17 protein-coding genes are annotated in these 17300 nt (G+C 68.9%); 9 read left to right on the top strand and 8 right to left on the bottom strand.

Translation table 11 applies throughout. From position 1 onward, the window contains the following. The first annotated feature begins 9 nt into the window (after positions 1-9). From hcaB to O4N75_RS11990, 8 genes are all read left to right on the top strand, one after another. Entirely contained in the window at positions 10-855 is an 846-nt protein-coding gene (hcaB, locus tag O4N75_RS11955; RefSeq protein ID WP_269625776.1) for a 3-(cis-5,6-dihydroxycyclohexa-1,3-dien-1-yl)propanoate dehydrogenase, read from the top strand. After that, a complete protein-coding gene (locus O4N75_RS11960; protein WP_269625777.1) occupies positions 852-1784 on the top strand; it encodes an AraC family transcriptional regulator in 933 nt (310 codons plus the stop codon). The genes hcaB and O4N75_RS11960 overlap by 4 nt, the downstream gene beginning before the upstream one ends. Continuing rightward, positions 1774-2619, top strand: a complete 846-nt coding sequence (locus O4N75_RS11965; protein WP_269625778.1) for an SDR family NAD(P)-dependent oxidoreductase — start codon at positions 1774-1776, stop codon at positions 2617-2619. The genes O4N75_RS11960 and O4N75_RS11965 overlap by 11 nt, the downstream gene beginning before the upstream one ends. A 71-nt stretch (positions 2620-2690) precedes the next feature. Beyond that, a complete protein-coding gene (locus O4N75_RS11970) occupies positions 2691-3476 on the top strand; it encodes a fumarylacetoacetate hydrolase family protein (protein ID WP_269625779.1) in 786 nt (261 codons plus the stop codon). Then, on the top strand, positions 3473-4405 hold the full coding sequence (locus O4N75_RS11975) for an acetaldehyde dehydrogenase (acetylating) (RefSeq protein ID WP_269625780.1): 933 nt from the start codon (positions 3473-3475) through the stop codon (positions 4403-4405). Before O4N75_RS11970 ends, O4N75_RS11975 begins: the two co-directional genes overlap by 4 nt. Then, on the top strand, positions 4402-5418 hold the full coding sequence (dmpG, locus tag O4N75_RS11980; RefSeq protein WP_269625781.1) for a 4-hydroxy-2-oxovalerate aldolase: 1017 nt from the start codon (positions 4402-4404) through the stop codon (positions 5416-5418). Before O4N75_RS11975 ends, dmpG begins: the two co-directional genes overlap by 4 nt. 37 nt (positions 5419-5455) lie before the next feature. Continuing rightward, complete coding sequence (locus O4N75_RS11985) at positions 5456-6370, top strand: alpha/beta hydrolase (RefSeq protein ID WP_269625782.1); 915 nt, start codon at positions 5456-5458, stop codon at positions 6368-6370. Between the two features lie 14 nt (positions 6371-6384). After that, complete coding sequence (locus O4N75_RS11990; protein ID WP_269625783.1) at positions 6385-7257, top strand: VOC family protein; 873 nt, start codon at positions 6385-6387, stop codon at positions 7255-7257. A 3-nt stretch (positions 7258-7260) separates the two neighbouring features. On the opposite strand, the gene pip is transcribed toward O4N75_RS11990, so the two are convergent. The 7 genes from pip to O4N75_RS12025 all read right to left on the bottom strand — a co-directional run bounded on the left by pip (position 7261) and on the right by O4N75_RS12025 (position 14567). Beyond that, on the bottom strand, positions 7261-8340 hold the full coding sequence (pip, locus tag O4N75_RS11995) for a prolyl aminopeptidase (protein WP_269625784.1): 1080 nt from the start codon (positions 8338-8340) through the stop codon (positions 7261-7263). Between the two features lie 73 nt (positions 8341-8413). Then, the gene (locus O4N75_RS12000) at positions 8414-9973 is read right to left on the bottom strand and encodes an AMP-binding protein (RefSeq protein ID WP_269625785.1); all 1560 of its coding nucleotides are present in this window, start codon (positions 9971-9973) and stop codon (positions 8414-8416) included. Beyond that, a complete protein-coding gene (locus O4N75_RS12005) occupies positions 9970-10638 on the bottom strand; it encodes a TetR/AcrR family transcriptional regulator (RefSeq protein ID WP_269625786.1) in 669 nt (222 codons plus the stop codon). The genes O4N75_RS12000 and O4N75_RS12005 overlap by 4 nt, the downstream gene beginning before the upstream one ends. A 5-nt stretch (positions 10639-10643) precedes the next feature. Beyond that, entirely contained in the window at positions 10644-11276 is a 633-nt protein-coding gene (locus tag O4N75_RS12010; RefSeq protein WP_269625787.1) for a glutathione S-transferase N-terminal domain-containing protein, read from the bottom strand. 9 nt (positions 11277-11285) lie between these two features. Continuing rightward, positions 11286-12758, bottom strand: a complete 1473-nt coding sequence (locus tag O4N75_RS12015) for a bifunctional 3-(3-hydroxy-phenyl)propionate/3-hydroxycinnamic acid hydroxylase (RefSeq protein WP_269625788.1) — start codon at positions 12756-12758, stop codon at positions 11286-11288. Then, positions 12751-13617: a fumarylacetoacetate hydrolase family protein gene (locus O4N75_RS12020; protein ID WP_269625789.1), complete on the bottom strand. Its 867-nt coding sequence runs from the start codon at positions 13615-13617 to the stop codon at positions 12751-12753. The genes O4N75_RS12015 and O4N75_RS12020 overlap by 8 nt, the downstream gene beginning before the upstream one ends. Before the next feature lie 26 nt (positions 13618-13643). Further along, entirely contained in the window at positions 13644-14567 is a 924-nt protein-coding gene (locus tag O4N75_RS12025) for a VOC family protein (protein ID WP_269625790.1), read from the bottom strand. Between the two features lie 753 nt (positions 14568-15320). On the opposite strand from O4N75_RS12025, the gene O4N75_RS12030 reads away from it, so the two are divergent. Next, positions 15321-16019, top strand: coding sequence for a hypothetical protein (locus O4N75_RS12030; protein WP_269625791.1), 699 nt, complete (start codon positions 15321-15323; stop codon positions 16017-16019). Positions 16020-16059: 40 nt separating this feature from the next. Here the strand turns inward: O4N75_RS12030 and O4N75_RS12035 are convergent, their stop codons facing one another. Next, entirely contained in the window at positions 16060-17109 is a 1050-nt protein-coding gene (locus O4N75_RS12035; protein WP_269625792.1) for an SIR2 family protein, read from the bottom strand. Positions 17110-17300 lie beyond the last annotated feature (191 nt).

Genomic DNA, 17300 nt, shown 5'->3' on the forward strand with positions numbered 1-17300 from the left:
GCGATGACGATGACGCGGCTGAAGGGAGAAGTCGTTCTGATCACCGGCGGCGCCTCGGGGCTGGGGCGCGCCGTCGTCGATCGGTTCGTAGAGGAGGGCGCCCAGGTGGCGGTGCTCGACCGGTCGGCCGACCGGCTCGCGGCGCTCGAAGCCGCCCACGGCGGCCAGGTGGTTGGCGTCGAGGGCGATGTTCGGGTGCTCGCCGACCACCAGCGCGCCGTCGCGCGCGCCATCGAGCGCTTCGGAAAGCTCGACTGCGCCATCGGAAACGCCGGGATCTGGGACTATTCGCTGTCGCTCGACGCGATCCCGGACGAGCGCGTCGATGCGGCCTTCGACGAGATGTTCCACATCAACGTGAAGGGCTACCTGCTGCTGGCCAAGGCGGCCTTGCCCGGCCTGGCCGCGAGCGGCGGCTCGATCATCTATACCGTGTCCAACGCCGGCTTCGATCCGGCCGGCGGCGGGCCGCTCTACACCGCCGCCAAGCACGCCGTGGTCGGCCTGATCCGCCAGCTCGCCTTCGAGTTCGCGCCGGTCATCCGGGTCAACGGGGTCGCGCCGGGCCCGATCTCGACCGATCTGCGGGGAGCCGGCGCGCTGGGGCTTGCCGAGCAGTCGATCGGCAGCATCGGCCTGGAGGCGCTGGCCGGGCCGAACATGCCCTTGGCCATGGTTCCGTCCGCCGACGAATACGCAGGCGCCTATGTCATGCTGGCCTCGCGGCGCGACAACCGCGCGGCGACCGGCGGCGTGGTCAGTCTCGACGCCGGCATCGCCATCCGCGGCATCGGCCGCCCCGCGATGGGGAGCTACCTGGCGGACAAGTATGGCGCAGAGGCCATTCGGACATGAGCGGTCTGGAGGGCATGGCGGGGCGCTCTGCACGTCGCGACGTGCGGATGGACGGCGTCGAATTCTATCGGACGACGGCGGACGGCGGGGTTCGTCGCATTCTGCCCGCCGGCCGCTATTCGTATTGCGTGATCGTGCGCAGGGGACATCTCGACCTGCAGGTCGAGTATCCCAAGCTCGCGACCCTGGCGTTGAAGGCAGGCGACGTCGTGGCGGTCAGCGGTCTCGCCGCTCATGCCTTCGTCTCGCCCGAGGCGGCGATCACGATCGCGCCTTTCGAGCGCCGCCCGATGGCCGAACCGGTCACGGGCGCCAGCGAACTGATCATCGGGGTGGTGCCGAGCGAGGCGTTGGCGCTGGGCTCCCTGATGCTCGGGCCGATCCTGATCCGGCCCGACGAACATCCGAGCTTATCGCGCCAAGTCTGGCGAGCGACCGAGATGCTGGAAGAGGAGTACCGCGCCCCGCCATCGCCGGACCATGCGCTGGTCGTACGGCGACTGGCCGAGCTGATGCTGATCAATTTCACCCGCCAGGCGGTGCGCGATCGCAACGAGCAGGTTGGCCCGACCCTGGCCGCCGGCGTCGAGCGCCAAATCGTCAAGGCGCTGGACGCCTTCCTCGATGCGCCCGACCGCCATTGGGACCTGCCCAGCCTGGCCAGGACCGCCGGCATGTCACGCACGCGCTTCGCCCAGACCTTCAAGGCGGTGACCGGCGAGACGCCGGCCCTGATGCTGACCCGGCTCAAGCTGGGCTCGATCGCCCACCGGCTGGCCAACGAGAGCCTGAGCGTCGAGGCGGCCGCTGAGGCGTCCGGCTACAGCTCGGCGGCCGCATTCGTGCGCGCTTTCCGGCGCGTGCATGGCGACACCCCGGCTCGCTGGCGACGGCGCGCCGGGCAAGGGGAGGGTGTCCATGGAAATTGAAAAGGGCCAGGTCGCCCTGGTGACCGGCGCGTCGCGCGGCCTCGGCGTGGAGATCGCGCGCCAACTGGCGCAGCGCGGGCTGGACCTGGTGCTGGCGGCGCGCTCGGCGGCGGCCCTCGACGCCGTCGCAGCCGACCTCCGCGCCGCGAGCGGCAGGCAGGTGCGGACGGTCGCGACCGATCTCGCCGACCTCGGCGCGCTCGAGGCGTTGGCGGAGGCGGCCGGGCCCATCGACATCCTGGTCAACAACGCCGGGATCGAGGGGGCGCAGGCCTATGACGAGCGCAGTGCGGCCGAGATCGCGCAGACCATCGCGGTGAACCTGACCGGGCCAATGCTGCTCACCCGCATGGTGCTGCCCGGCATGCTGACCAGGGGGCGCGGTCACATCGTCAACATCGCCTCGGTGGCGGGCCTGGTCGCCGTGCCGTTTAACGAACCCTACAGCGCCACGAAGTTCGGCTTGGTTGGTTTCACCCGCGCGCTGCGGATGACGGCGCAGGCCAGCGGTTGGCCGGTCAGCGCCTCGGCGGTGTGCCCTGGGTTCATCGACGGCGCCGGCATGTTCGAAGCCCTGAAGCAGGAGTTCGGCGTGCCTGCGGAGGGCATGGGTTCAGCCCCGCTCGACCAGATCGGTCAGGCGGTGGTCGACGCCATTGAGCAGGACCTTCCCGACGTCATCGTCGCTCAGGGCGACCTGCGGCAGGCCGCGGCGATAAGCATCCTTCAACCGCTGGCGGTGGAAGCCGCCAGCGTCGGATCCCCGGCCGCGGCGATGTTCCAGGCGGTGGCGGCGGCGCGGCGTGCGGTGGCGGAGAGGAATCACGCCGGCTGATGGGTGGCATTCCGACTATCGATTTTACGAATGGACGCCGGAGCGGAACGTTCGCCGCCAAGGAGGACCAGATGTCCGCGACTCTTGATGCGACTATCCAGACGGTCGCCGATGATCTGCTGGCGGCCCGACGCAAGGGCGCGGCCATCGCCGCCGTCCGCAGCCGCTTGCCGGCCAAGGACCTGACCGCCGCCTATGCCGTGCAGAAGCTCAATATCGACCGGCTGGTGGCGGGCGGGCGGCGACGCGTCGGCCGCAAGATCGGCCTGACCTCGGAGGCCGTTCAGCGGCAGCTGGGCGTCGACTCCCCCGACTTCGGGGTGCTGCTCGACGACATGGATTTCAGCGCCGGCGAGATTCCCCTCAAGGGGCTGATCGCTCCGCGGGTGGAGGCCGAGTTCGCGCTCCGGCTGGCGCGCGACATCACCCAGGCCGGCCTGGCCGGGGCGGCGCTGGCGCCGTTCGTCGAGGCGGTGGCGGTTTCGGTGGAGATCGTCGACAGCGCCACGAACTGGGACATCGATATCGTCGACACCATCGCGGACAACGCCTCGAGCTGCGGCTTCGCCGTGGGTGCATGGCGGGCCTTCAGCCCCGAGCTGGGCCTGCCTGGGCGCCGGATGCGGCTGTCGCGGGGCGGCGAGACGATCTCGCAGGGCGTCGGCGCCGCGACCCTGGGCGATCCTCTGAACGCCCTGGCCTGGCTGGCCGAGGCGTCGATCGCGGTCGGGGACCCGCTGCGCGCCGGAGAGGTCGTGCTGTCCGGAGCCCTCGGCCCAATGGCGGCCCTCACCGCCGGCGACTATCGCGTGGAGATCGACGGCTTCGATCCGCTGCTCCTGAGGGCCGTGGCATGACGACCAAGGTGGCGATCATCGGTTCCGGCAACATCGGGACCGACCTGATGATCAAGATCATGCGGCTGTCGAACGTCCTGGAGATGGGCGCCTTGGTCGGCGTCGATCCGAACTCCGACGGCCTCAAGCGCGCCGAGCGGATGGGCGTGCCGATCACGGCCGAGGGCATCGACGGGCTGGTGGCCCTGCCGGGGTTCCAGGACATCGAGATCGTGTTCGACGCGACCTCGGCCGGCGCCCATGCGCGCCACGACAAGATCCTGCGCGCCCACGGCAAGAAGGTCATCGACCTGACCCCGGCGGCTATCGGCCCCTACACGATCCCGGCGGTCAACGGGACGGCGAACCTCGACGAGCCGAACGTCAACATGGTGACCTGCGGCGGCCAGGCGACGATCCCGATCGTGGCCGCGGTGCACCGGGTCAGCCCGGTCATCTACGGCGAGATCGTCGCCTCGATCGCCTCGAAGTCGGCCGGCCCCGGCACGCGCGCCAACATCGACGAGTTCACCGAGACCACCTCCCGGGCCATCGAGGTCGTCGGCGGGGCGCGGCGCGGCAAGGCGATGATCGTGCTCAATCCGGCCGAGCCGCCGCTGATCATGCGCGACACCGTCTACTGCCTCTGCGCAGGCGGCGACCAGGACGCCATCCGCGTCTCGATCGAGGCGATGGTCGCCGAGGTCCAGACCTACGTCCCGGGCTACCGCCTCAAGCAGGCGGTGCAGTTCGAGACGATCAGCGACAACGAACGGCTGCTGATCCCGGAGATGGGCGAGGCGTTCGCTGGCCTGAAGGTCTCTGTGTTCCTCGAGGTCGAGGGCGCGGCCCACTACCTGCCGGCCTACGCGGGCAACCTCGACATCATGACCTCGGCGGCGCTGAAGACCGCCGAGCGCATCGCCCAGCGCCAAGGCGTCGCCGCATGAGCAAGCTCTACATCCAGGACGTCACCCTGCGCGACGGCATGCACGCCATCCGCCACAAGTACTCGCTCGACGACGTGCGGACGATCGCGCGCGCGCTGGACGCGGCCAAGGTCGACGCCATCGAGGTGGCGCATGGCGACGGGCTGTCGGGCTCGTCCTTCAACTACGGCTTCGGCGCCCACACCGACTGGGATTGGATCGCCGCGGTCGCCGAGGTGATCGGTCACGCCAAGCTGACCACCCTGCTGCTGCCCGGAATCGGCACGATCCATGACCTGAAGCACGCCTACGATCTGGGCGTCCGGTCGGTGCGCGTCGCGACCCACTGCACCGAGGCCGACATCTCCAGGCAGCACATCGAGGCCGCGCGTGAGCTCGGAATGGACGTCTCCGGCTTCCTGATGATGAGCCACATGAGCCCGCCCGAGGCCCTGGCCCAACAGGCCCTGCTGATGGAGAGCTACGGCGCCCACTGCGTCTATGTCACCGACAGCGGCGGGGCGATGACCATGGACGACGTCGCCGCCCGGCTGCAGGCCTACGACCGGGTTCTGAAGCCGGAAACCGAGCGCGGCGTCCACGCCCACCACAACCTCTCGCTCGGCGTCGCCAACTCCATCGCCGCGGTCCAGAACGGCGCGATCCGCGTGGACGCCTCGCTGGCCGGCATGGGAGCGGGGGCCGGCAACGCCCCGCTAGAGGTCTTCATCGCCGCCGCCGACGTCTACGGCTGGGAGCATGGGACCGACCTGTTCGCGCTGATGGACGCCGCCGAGGACCTGGTCCGCCCGCTGCAGGATCGCCCCGTGCGGGTCGACCGCGAGACCCTCAGCCTCGGCTATGCCGGCGTCTATTCCAGCTTCCTGCGCCATGCGGAGAAGGCCGCGGAGACCTACGGCCTCGACGTGCGCAGCATCCTGCTCGAGCTCGGCCGCCGCCGCATGGTCGGCGGCCAGGAAGACATGATCGTCGACGTCGCGCTCGACCTGAAGAACCGCCAGCCCGCCGCCTGAAGCGGCCGGCTAGCCAACATCAAGATCCGGAGGAAACATGTCCGTCGCCGAGGCGCATGCGCCGTTCACCGAAGACTCCACCAGCCGCACGGTCCAGACCAAGCGCTGGAAGCTGCACTACAACGAGGTCGGCGCCGGCTCGCCGATCATCCTCCTGCACGGCACCGGGCCGGGCGCGACCGGCTGGAGCAATTTCCACCAGAACATGGCCGTGCTCTCGGCCAATCATCGCGTGATCGCGCTGGACTTCCCCGGCTGGGGCGGCTCGGAAGTGTTCGACTGCGCCGGCGAGCCGCGCAACGCCGCCAACGCCGAGGCCGTGAAGCTGCTGATGGACGAGCTGGGCCTGGAGAAGGCTGGCCTGGTCGGCAACTCGATGGGCGGGGCCGCGACCCTGGAGTTCATGGCCCGCTATCCTGACCGCATCAGCCACGCGATCACTATGGGCTCGGGCCTGTTCGGCGTCCCGAACATGTTCACGCCGGGCGGCCCCTCGCAGGGCATTCGAGTGATCTTCGAGACCTACATGAACCCGACGCCCGAGAACTTCCGCCGGCTGGTGGAGATCATGGTCTACGACGCGTCATTCGTGACCGACGAACTGACCCAACAGCGTTCGGCCGGCGCGCTGGCCCAGCGCGAGCACCTGACGAATTGGCTGAAGGGCGGCCCGCTCGGCCAGGGCGGGATGTTCGCCGGGATCGAGGAGCTGATGAGCAAGCTGGCGGTCAGCCAGGTTCCGACCCTGATGATCCACGGCCGCGACGACAAGACCGTCCCGATGGAGGTCACTCTCAAGACCGCCAGCCTGATCCCCAACAGCCGTGCGGTGATCCTGAACCGCTGCGGGCACTGGGCCCAGGTCGAGCATGCAGACGAGTTCAATAGCCTGGTGCTGGGCTTCGTCGACCGCAAACCCGCCTCGGCCGCCAAGGGCGGCTTCGGCGGCTGACCGAGGGACAGCAGATGACCATCGGATCGCTCGGTTATGTGGGCTTCAAGGCGGACGATCTCGACGCCTGGGCCCGGTTTGGAACTGAAACCCTCGGCATGATGCCGGTCGACGCCCCGGAGGGGACGCTGCGGTTCCGCATCGACGCCCAGGCCTGGCGGGTCTGCGTCGAGCCCGGCCAGGAGAACGACATCGGCTTCGTCGGCTTCGAGGTCGCCGGCCCGCCCGAGCTGGCGGCGTTGCGCGAGCGGCTGGTCGCCGCCGGTGTCGAGATCAGCGAGCCTGCGCCCGAGCACCTGAAGCTGCGCGGGGTGAGCGGGATGTTCGCCTGTCACGATCCCCAGGGTCTGCTGGTCGAGATCTACTATGGGCCGACCGAGCGGCGCGAAGTTCCGTTCGTCTCGCCAGCCGGCGTCAGCGGCTTCGTGACCGGCGAGCAAGGGCTGGGCCACGTCGTGTTGTCGGCCGCCGACATCGGCGCGGCCCGCGCCTTCTATCGCGACCTGCTTGGTTTCAAGCTCTCGGACATCATCCGGATGCAGATCACCGAGGAGTTCGGGATGGATCTGGAATTCTACCACTGCAACCCGCGCCACCACACGCTGGCCCTGGTGCCGCTGCCGACGCCGCGCCGGCTGAACCACTTCATGCTGCAGGTCGAGAGTCTCGACGACGTCGGCTTCGCGCTCGACCGCGTCGCCTCCGCCAAGACCCCGCTGATGAACACCCTGGGCAAGCACACCAACGACCACATGGTGTCGTTCTACGCCCAGACCCCGTCCGGGTTCGAGGTCGAGTTCGGCTGGGGCGCGAGGGATATCGACGAGTCCTGGCGCGTCGTGCGGCACGACAAGACCAGCATCTGGGGCCACAAGCGCCAGGGCTGAGGCCTAGATCCGGGGCAGGCCGTCCATGATCGCCGTCAGCGCCATGGCGGTCTCGCGCTCCATGGCGCTGTGGCCGGCGTTGGTCATGACGAAGGTCGCCGGCGGCGCGCCCAGTTCAGTCAGCGTCGCGGCCAGGCGCGAAGCCTGGGGCAGGGGACAGACCTGGTCGAACCGGCCGTGCACGATGTGGGTCGGCACGCCGAGGAGCTTGTCGGCGTTGCGGACGATGTAGTCCGGTTCGAGGAACAGCTGGTTGGCGAAGAAATGGGCCTCGATCTGCGCAAAGCAGAGGGCGAAGTCCGCCTCGCCGAATTTCCCGGCGTCGGCGGTGTCGGGGATCATGTTCGAGATCGTGCCCTCCCAGACCGACCAGGCCAGCGCCGCCTGCAGCTGGCGCTCGCGCTCGGCCGCCGTCGCCGGCGTCATGTCGAAGATCGCCTTGTAGGCCCCCATCATGTCGCCGCGGTCGGAGGCCGGGATCACCTCCACGAAGGCCTTCCACTCGTCCGGATAGGTGACGTAGGAGCCCGGCTCGGAGAGCTCGAACGGCGTCTGCGCGAACACCGCAGCGTTGCCCTGGTACATGTAGAGCAGGTCTTCCTTGGTCCCGAGGAAGATGCCGCGCAGGATGAGCGAGGCGACGTTCTGCGGGTGGCGGATCGCATAGACCATGGCCAGGGTGCTGCCCCAGCTGCCGCCGAACACGTGCATCTTGCCGTCGATCGCCAGCGCCTCACGCAGGGCGTTGATGTCGGCGACCAAATGGTCGGTCGTGTTGTCGGTGAGGGCGATCTTCGCTCCCGCCGAGGCGACGGTCGGCTCGCTCTTCCCGCAGCCGCGCTGGTCGAACAGGATCACCCGGTAACGCTTCGGGTCGAAGAAGCGCGACATCACCGGAGCGCAGGCGCCGCCGGGCCCGCCGTGCAGGAACATCACGGGCTCGCCGTCGGGGTTTCCGTACTCTTCCCAATAGAGCTTGTGGCCGGGCGAGACCGCGAGCAGCCCCGAGCGGTTGGCCTGCGCCTGGGGATAGGACCACTGGTCGGTGATCTTGCTGGTCGCCTGCAGTTTCGAGAAGTCCACGGGGCTGCTCCGGATCGGTCGCTTTGACCGCGGCTTGGACCCAGGCGTGTGCCCAGGTCAACCCGCCATGTCGTCAGGACTCGACGAGCAACGCCCGCAGCTCGGCCTTGGCGACCTTTTCCAGCGTCGATCGCGGCAGGTTATCCACCAGCCTGACTTCGTGCGGCTGCTTGAAGCTCGCGAGCGCCTGACCGCAGGCGGCGAAGATCTGCGCCTCCAGTTCGGCCGGCGCCCCCGCGGCGGGAATCACGAAGGCGACCGGCGCTTCGTCGAGCATCGGGTGCCGCTTGGCGACGACCGCGACCTCAGCGACGCCCGGCACTGCGGCGATCACCCGCTCGATCTCCGAGGCCGCGACGTTCTCGCCGCCGACCTTCAGCATATCCTTGGAGCGGTCGGCGAAATAGAGGAAGCCGTCGAGCCCCAGGCGCACCCGGTCGCCGGTGATGAAGAGGCCGTCGTCGCGGAACGCTGCGGCGGTGGCGGCCGGATCGCCGGCGTACTCCTTGAACAGCGAAAGGCCCCGCTGGCCGCCGACGAACAGGTCGCCGGTCTCCCCCGGCGCGACCGGTCGGCCTTCATCGTCCAGCACGTGGATGTCGTAACCCGGGGCGGGGCGGCCCATCGACATCGGCGCGTCGGGCTGGCGGGCCGAGCCGACCGTACCGTGGGCGATGGTCTCGGTCATGCCCCACCAGCCGATGGTCTTCACCCCGAAATGCTTGTCCCAGGCCGGCTCGCAGATCGCATTGCCCCAAAAGCGATAGCTATGCGCCGGCGGCAGCGGCTGGGCGGCCAGCGCCTTGACGCAGAACGGCACCACGGAGGTCCAGGTCGCGCTGTGCTTCAACGACACCGGCCAGAAGCGCGAGGCCGAAAACCGCGGCATGAGCACGACATGCGCGCCGGCCCACAGCGAGGCCAGCACCGAGTAGGCCTGGGCGTTGGTGTGGAACAGCGGCAGGTGGGTGAGGTGGACGTCGCCTGGCCGCAGATCCTCGTTCTGGGCGCAGCTGCGCGCCCCCCAGAGCGCATTGCCGTGGGTCCACAGCACCGCCTTCGGCCGCGCCGTGGTGCCGGACGTGTACTGGATGGCGAAGTCGGCCCACGGGTCGTGCGGCCGCTCGGCGAGCAACCCCGGTTCGGCGTCGATCGCCGCGAAGGGTTCGAAACCCGCGACGGGCTCAGCGTGCGCGCCGTTGTCGGTTTCGGTGACCACGCGCCATGCGAGGTCCGGCGCCGCGGCGGCGACCAGGGCCGCGAACCGCGGCTGGGTGATCGCGCCGACTGCACCGCTGTGCCGGGCGAAATAGGCGATCTCGTCAGCGCTGGATTTGGCGTTGGTGGTCACCGCCACCGCGCCGGCATAGGCGCAGCCCAGCCAAGCGATCACCGACTCCGGACAATTGTCGAGGTGGACCAGGATCCGCTGGCCGGGCTGGACGCCCCGCGCCTGCAGCCCGGCGGCGAACCGGCGCAGGACCTCGGCGAAGGCGTCATAGGTCCAGCTGCGCGGCTCGCCCTCGAACGGCTCCCAGCTCAGCCACGGTCGGCCGGCCTGCGTCTGGGCCTGGCTGTCGACCAGGGTGCGGATATCCATGCCCGCGAAGGGCGAGATCGGACGAGGAATCAATGAGCCGCTCCTTTGGGCGTCGGAGCGTCTTGAAACACCCCCTGGCGAACGATTTCGTCGGCGGCCTGCGCCGCGATGGCTTCCGGTTCTGCGCCCGGCACGCCCAGGCCGCGCAACAGCAGCGCGCACATCTGCTGGGCCAGGCTGACGGCGAACGGCGCGGTCGGCTCCTGGGTGACGCGGATCAGGGCCAGTTGAGCGATGCCGAGGACGAACAGGACCCCGGACTCCGTGGTCGCGACCACAAAGCGACCTTGGGCCAGGCCGTCGGCGATGTCGTCCACCAGCCCCTTGTTGAGCGGGGTCGAGATCGAGGTGTGGCCGCTGTGCATGCGCACCAGAACCCCGGCCCGTTCCGGGTCGTCCACCGCGTAGCGCAGGTAGACGCAGACCGCGCGGGCCATGCGCCGGGCCGGGTCGGCGACCCCGGCGTTGGCGCGGGTGACCGCCCGCTCGACGTCAGCGCGGATCTCGGCGGTGATTTCACGGACCAGGGCGTCGCGGTCGGGGAAGTGGTTGTAGAAGCTGCCCTTGGAGACCTCGGCCGCCTGGACGATGTCGTCGATCGCCACCGCATCCACCGGGTGCTCGCAGAACAGCCGCCGCCCGGCCGCCACCAGCGCCGCCCGCGTCTGCTGGGCCCGCTCGATCCGCTTGTTGCTCACCGCCCCTAGCCCTCCGCCATCAGCTTCATCTCTTCGCCGAGTATCGCGGCCAGGGCCGGTCGGGCCAGCATTCGTTGCTGGAAGGCGTCAAGGTTCGCCAGCGCGGGCAGCTTGCCCGCGACGGCCGGCGCCCCGCGCCACAGCAGAAACACCAGCAAGTAGAGGTCGCAGAGGCTGAAGGCGTCGAGCAGATGGTCGCGGTTCGCCAGGTGGGCGTCGACCTCCTGCAAGGCCGCGCCGATCCTCGCCACGTGGACGGCGCGCACCGCCGCCGTATCGCAGCCATCGAACGCCTCGGGCCGCAGGGCGCCGGTATAGGCGCCGTGCACCGTGCTCGACAGGAACGAAAGCCAGGCCTGGGCCTGGGCCCGCGCAAAGGTCCCCGGCGGCGGCAGCAGGTCGGCCTCCGGGGCCAGGTCGGCGATGAACGGCAGGATGGCCGTCGACTCCGTGATCACCCCTTGGTCAGTTTCCAGCGCGGGCACCTTGCCGCGCGGATTGACCCGCAGATAGGCGGCGGTGCGGTTCTCGCCGCGCGCGGTGCGCACGACGGCGACCTCATGGGCCAGTCCGGCCTCGGCCAGGGCGAAGCGGCTGGCGAGCGAACAGGCCATGGGCGCGTGGTGCAGACGTAGCATGAAGGACTCCTAGACTGGGCGCAGCGCGCGACGATACGCGGCCGCAAGGTCGGCCGGCTCGCCGGCGCCGAAGACGTAGCGATCGGGCCTGACCAGGACGGCCGAGGCGCCGTGACGGTCCAACCAGGCCTCGATGTCCCGGGCGAACGGCGCCAGGCGCGGGTCCTGAAGCGTGATGGCCAGATCGACGGCTTCGGGGCAGGGGGCGCGAGTGATCAGCCACGGCCCGTCGCCGGCGGCGTCGTCCAACCGCCCGGCGGCGCTTACCGGTTGCGGGAACAGCGTCCCGGCGCCGGCGGCTCCGGTCAGAACCGCGCCGCTGGCCAGCGGCGCCGGAGCCGCCGGAGGCATAGGCGCAGCTCCCGCCGCGCGTTGGGCCAGCATCCCGGCGTCGCGCTGGGCGGCGAGCGCGGGGTCCTGGGTGCAGACCACACGGCCCATGCCGATCGCCAGCTCGATATAGGTCCGCACGTGCGGCTCGCGCTCGGTCTGGTAGGTGTCGAGCAGCCCCTCGTCGGCTTCGCCGCGCCGCACCGCCAGGAGCTTCCAGGCGAGGTTGGCCGCATCACGCAGTCCCGAGCACATGCCCTGGCCGGCGAACGGCGGCATCTGGTGCGCCGCGTCGCCGGCGAGCAGCACCCGCCCGGCGCGCCAGTCCTTGGCGACCAGGCCGTGGAAGCGATAGACGGCCTTGCGCTCGATCCGCACCGGCCCGCAGTCCCAGGCCTCGATCAACGGGGTGATGAAGCCGTCGTCAAGCACCTGCTCGGCCGTCTCTCCCGGCAGCAGCATGAACTCCCAGCGATGCCGGCCCGGCCCCATCAAAACGCAGGTCGTCGGACGCGCCGGATCGCAGATCTGCAGGTTGACGTCTGGCAGCCGCGCGCCCGGCTCGACCACCGCGTCGATCACCAGCCAGGGCTCATCGAAGCGATAGTCGTCGAGCGTTCCGCCGATCGCCTCGCGCACGGCGCTGGAGGCGCCGTCGCACCCAACCAGATAGCGGGCGCGGATGGACGCCTCGCCGTCCGGGCCGGCCACCGTCGCAGTCACGCCGTCGTCGTCCTGTTCCAGCTGCAGGAAGCGATGGCCCAGGCGCATTTCGGCCAAGGGGTCGGCCTCCAGCCGCGCGCGCAGCGCGTTCTCGACCGCCGGCTGATGGAACATGTAGCCGGCCGCCCAGCCGCACGGCGCCAGCTGCGGCAGCTCCATCCGCATCAGCACCTGGCCGTCTGCGGCCCGGAACTCATAGGCCGGCGCCGGCCTGGCGTGGCGTGCGACCTCCTCGGCTATCCCGACCTGCTGGAACAGCCGCATGATCTCATGATCGAAGTGCGCGGCGCGGGGCAGGGGATAGACGTCGGCATCCTTGTCCAGGGCGATGGCGCTGACGCCGCCGCGGGCCAGCAACAGGGTGAGCATCGCCCCGACCGGCCCCAGCCCGACGACCAGGACGTCGCAGTCGAAGCCTGCGTCAGCCACGGTCCGGCTCCGGCGCGCAGGGATTCTCGATGGCGCCCAGGCGTTCGATCTCGATGCGCACCACGTCTCCGGCCTTGAGGAACTGCATCGGCTTCATCGCCGCGCCGATCCCGCCGGGGGTGCCGGTGAAGATCAGGTCGCCGGGCTCCAGGGTCATGGCTTGCGACAGATGCTCGATCTGGTCCCAGACGTTGAACACCAGGTGTCGGGTGTTGGAATCCTGGCGCGTCTCGCCGTTGACCTGGCAGCGGATCGCCAGCGCGTGCGGATCGGCGATCTCGTCGGCCGTGGTGATCCAGGGGCCAAACGGGGCGTGGGTGTCGAAGGACTTGCCGATCACCCATTGCGGGGTGCGGTGCTGCCAGGCTCGCTCGGTGGCGTCGTTGCCGACGCAGTAGCCGAACACCGCGCCGGGGGCGTCGGCCTTGGCGATGTGCCGGCCGCCGGCGCCGACGACCGCCACCATCTCGGCCTCGTAGTCGAGCGCCTGCGAGACCTTGGGCACGTCGATCGGATCGAAGGGGCCGTTGGCCGCGGTGGCCGCCTTGGAGAACCACACCTGGTGCTCGGGCGTGCCCAGATTGCTCTCGGCGATGTGGTCGGCGTAGTTCAGGCCGATCGCCATGATCTTGCCCGGCCGCCGGATCGGGGCCAGCAGCCGCACCTGGCCGAGGGGCAAGGCGCCGACCGCTGCCGCCTCAATGGCGCGGACCTCGCGCTCCACCTCCGGCCAGGCGGCGATCAGGCCGATCATCTCGGCCGGCAGGCCCGGCGCCGTGCGGCTGAGCGGGACGATGGTCTCGCCGGTGACGAGGCCGAGCTCCGGCGCGCCGCCGGCCTGGAAGGTCGCGAGCTTCATGGAAAGTTCTCCGTAAAATCTGCCGCTCAGCCCATGGTCGGCGGCGCGGCGGGGCCCCACTGGACCCCCATCAGGTCGGTCAGGCTGGCGACGTTCGAGCCGTCTGCCGCGGTGAAGAGGTCGCCGTCGGTCCAGTGCTCCAGCGTGTGCCCCCAGGGGTCGCGCCAGTAGTCGAAGATCTGGCTGCCCAGGATGTGGCGGCCGACGCCCCATTCGGCGTGGCGGCCGGCGTCCTTGAGCTGCTGGTGACCGGCCATCAGGTCGTCGAAATCGGCGACCTCGAAGGCGGCGTGGTTGAAGCCGGGGCCCGACGGGGCCTGGATCAGGAACAGCGTGTGATGGTCGGTCGGCGCGGCGCCGCGGTCGCAGCGCAGGAAAGCCCCGACCGAGAACTCCGGCGTCAGCGCGATCTCGTCCGAGGTGATGAAGCCGAAACGCTCTTTGTACCAACGCTCGACCGCGCGGAAATCGGAGACGTTGAGCACGCAATGGCCCAGGCGCACGACATGCGCCGGGCCGCCCGCCACGCGCTTGGTCTGGCGCAGGCGCGCGCGCTCAGCCGCGGTGTTCCACGCCTCGCGCCGGGGCAGGGGCAGCGGTGGCGCTGGAACCTGCCCGGCCACCACCTCGACGAGGCGGCCGTCCGGATCGGTCAGGCGCACGACCTGGCCGCCGCCGGGCGTGTCCAGCGGCTCCATCTGCACGCCTTCGGCCGCCGCCAGCGTCTTGAGGTCGGCAAGCGAGGACGCCCGCAGCCCAAGCCCGGCGAAGCCAGGCTCTCCCAACTCGGTCACATGCAGGAAGGGGCTGTCGCCGCCGCCCCGGCCGAACAGCCTGCCGCCATCCTCCGCGACGGCCAGGCCGAAGTCCTCAAGAAAGGCCCGCATCCGAGCCAGGTCCGGCGCCCGGAAGCGGACGAAGGCGATGTCGTCGATCTTGATCGTGCTCATGTCGCGCCATTCGATGACTATTTGGTCATCTAACGCCGCTTTGAATATCCTGGCAAGGCGGTTCGTTTGCATAAATCGCCGCCGCAATAATGACGGCCTGGTCACCTTGAGCACCCACAAGCGATCAGCACCGCAACCGAGAGGCGTCGGCCGCTGAGGGAAGGTGGTCTGGAGCGGCTGCCGCCATTCAGAGCAGGAGCTGGCGGCTCTCCGCTTGTCCTGCCGTTGCCCCTCAGCCGGCGCACAGATAGCCGACGGCCTTCTGACCCGGGGCGCTGATGCTTCGAAAAGTCGTCGGCGCGCTGCAAATGCGATCGGGGCTCGCGAGCGCGAGCAGCCTCGAATTCCAGGACGGCATTGCGGGCCTCCTGAAGGATGTCGTCCGATAGGACTGTCGGCTTCAGCGATCACAACCGACCCCTCATGGGGCCGTCAACGAGCATCGCCTAAGGAATATTATCGGAAGAACACCTAAGTTCGAGCGTGTTGCGTTTTGGCGCTACAGAGCGAGCTACAGCGCGGAAAGCACGAGCTTATTCCGTTGCATTTCGTGTGGGCGCAGTTCGTCCAACGCGCGTAGCTCTCTGTCACGCAGCGTGTTGGACGAAGCTGCGTTGCACAGCGTCACAGCTCGAGCGCTTCCGATCACGCGGCAGCGTGATCGGCACGTAGAGCATTCAGGAAGTGGCTCTGAGGCGTCGCTTGAGGCCATCCAGAGACTTGTGACTGATCTGTCGTCGAGGGGAGCCGCAAATGCGGTCTGAACTCGAGACCTTCCTCGATCGTGGGCGCGAATTGGCCGCAGCCGCCGAGCTCCCTTGGAACTTTCCCGTCACCGCCGAGGGCAAGGTCGACACCGCTCATCAATGGAACCTGTCAAAGCTTCGGGGGACGACAGTCAAGCCAGTTACGCGCCTGAGCCAAGTGGCGACCTATGGGCCTTCCCTCCCCGTTCTGGATCGCCTGGGCCGCGCCGATCTTGCCAACGACGGGGTGGTCAAAGCCCTACCCCCTCGTTGGCAGGACCTTTTCAAGAGCATGGTGCTGCACGACCAACTTGTGAAACTGAACAAGCCGCAAAACGCCATATCCAACTTGGGCCACGCGCTCCGAATTCTCGCGACCTGCGCCGGAGAGCGGGACCCAAGCGAACTTTGTGCCGATGACGTCCAATTGGCGTTCAATGTCGCGCTCTTGACAGGCGAATCAGGGAAACGCGGCGCGACGTTGAAGGCGCTAATTAGTCAGTGGTTCGACACCTACGGGCGCTCGCGTCACATTCGCGAATACTTCAACCGAGCGGAGGAATTGATTGGCCGGCGCATGCGAAGGACGATCGACGGATTGTTGACTGCTCCAGAGCGGGGACAGCAGCATTGGGTGACCTGCAGGGCCCGCAGCGCCTCGACGTCATCGACCCGAATCACGACCACGGCGGTATCGACGGATTGAACGCGCCCAAGCGCGTCCTCATCGGCATAGTCCAGGATGCTCACGGCGCGGCTCCGAGGGTGAAGTCGAGGAAGGGTCCGAAGGCCCAGATCGGTTGATCGACGTCGAAGCCCGCCGGCTCGGCCGGGGTGTAGGCCTTCGCGCCAGCCGGCCCTTCCTCTAGGGCGAGGAACCTGCGGCAGCGGCCGCCAGCGAGGAAGTCGCGGGCCGACCGGGTCAATTGCTTGGTGATCAACACTATCGGCACGCTCTCGCGGTCGCAGCGCTCGACCAGCTTCTCCTGAACATGCTGGTCGTTGAAACCGTAACCAACGCAGAAGAACGCCCTCGACTCCTCCAAGGCGGCGTCGGCGCACCCGAAGATCGTGCGGAACGGCTCGATGTGCGTCAGCCGGTATTTGTCCAAGCCCGGCGTCACCATGAGCGGCTCGAAGTCGGCCGGGGGCTCAACACCGCTGCGCAGGCCAATGGCCTGATAGGCAGGGGTCTGGAACCAGTCTAGCGATCCGTGGACCTTCCAGACGCACACGGTCCGGGCAGGCTGTCCGGCGACGTGCACCCGCGTCCTGGGGCTTCGGGCGCGCTGCTGCAGATAGCCGTGGCTGAAGCCGGTGAAGGTACTGACGTCCGCCGCGTCGGCCGCATATTCCGCAATGCGGTCGTAGTTTGGCGTCACGACGAAGATGTTCTTGTGGGTGCTGTCGAACAGATGGTTGTAGAGGCGCGACAGCGGGAGGGCCCTGCGATCGGAGAGAACGGCGCGCAACACCGCCTCGTCGTAGGGCAACAGGAAGCGACGGGTTTCAGCGGCTACGAAGTGGGTCTGGCGGGGGCTGGGCCGGATGGCCTGCAGGGCGGACTCCAGGTCCTGGCCGCCGTTCAGCTCAGCGACCAGTTTGGCCCATTCGGCCTGCTCGGCCTCATCCCATCCCGCAGGCGGAGCGAGAGCGGTGAGGTGGGCCGCGAGTGCACCCATGCCGGGCACTTGGTGAGCCGCCGAGGCACCGCTGCCTAAGATGATCACCGGGGCCACACTAAGCACCGCCTGCGCGAATTCCTGCGCCAGTTCTGTCGGGGTTTTCGCCCCCATCGCCCCACCCGTTTTACATTGGCCTCGCGCTCAAGCTTGGCCGTTACAGCCTAGTTTGCTGGGGGGTGAAGTTCAACCTGGGTTGGCAGACAGCGGTGACACTACGTTGCCGCTGGAAACCTCGAGCCGTGACGCAAGCGGTATGTTTGAGTTAAATCTCCCGGCGGGGCAGTTGCCCACAACCTGACCTT

It is taken from the genome of Phenylobacterium sp. NIBR 498073 (assembly GCF_027286305.1).
GTDB lineage: Bacteria > Pseudomonadota > Alphaproteobacteria > Caulobacterales > Caulobacteraceae > Phenylobacterium.

Coding starts and splice junctions, on each gene's coding strand:
- O4N75_RS11985 (WP_269625782.1), top strand. CDS start 5,456: ATGTCCGTCGCCGAGGCGCATGCGCCGTTCACCGAAGACTCCACCAGC.
- O4N75_RS11990 (WP_269625783.1), top strand. CDS start 6,385: ATGACCATCGGATCGCTCGGTTATGTGGGCTTCAAGGCGGACGATCTC.
- O4N75_RS11960 (WP_269625777.1), top strand. CDS start 852: ATGAGCGGTCTGGAGGGCATGGCGGGGCGCTCTGCACGTCGCGACGTG.
- O4N75_RS12035 (WP_269625792.1), bottom strand. CDS start 17,109: ATGGGGGCGAAAACCCCGACAGAACTGGCGCAGGAATTCGCGCAGGCG.
- O4N75_RS12010 (WP_269625787.1), bottom strand. CDS start 11,276: ATGCTACGTCTGCACCACGCGCCCATGGCCTGTTCGCTCGCCAGCCGC.
- hcaB (WP_269625776.1), top strand. CDS start 10: ATGACGCGGCTGAAGGGAGAAGTCGTTCTGATCACCGGCGGCGCCTCG.
- O4N75_RS11970 (WP_269625779.1), top strand. CDS start 2,691: ATGTCCGCGACTCTTGATGCGACTATCCAGACGGTCGCCGATGATCTG.
- O4N75_RS11965 (WP_269625778.1), top strand. CDS start 1,774: ATGGAAATTGAAAAGGGCCAGGTCGCCCTGGTGACCGGCGCGTCGCGC.
- O4N75_RS12030 (WP_269625791.1), top strand. CDS start 15,321: ATGCGGTCTGAACTCGAGACCTTCCTCGATCGTGGGCGCGAATTGGCC.
- O4N75_RS12020 (WP_269625789.1), bottom strand. CDS start 13,617: ATGAAGCTCGCGACCTTCCAGGCCGGCGGCGCGCCGGAGCTCGGCCTC.
- O4N75_RS12025 (WP_269625790.1), bottom strand. CDS start 14,567: ATGAGCACGATCAAGATCGACGACATCGCCTTCGTCCGCTTCCGGGCG.
- O4N75_RS11975 (WP_269625780.1), top strand. CDS start 3,473: ATGACGACCAAGGTGGCGATCATCGGTTCCGGCAACATCGGGACCGAC.
- dmpG (WP_269625781.1), top strand. CDS start 4,402: ATGAGCAAGCTCTACATCCAGGACGTCACCCTGCGCGACGGCATGCAC.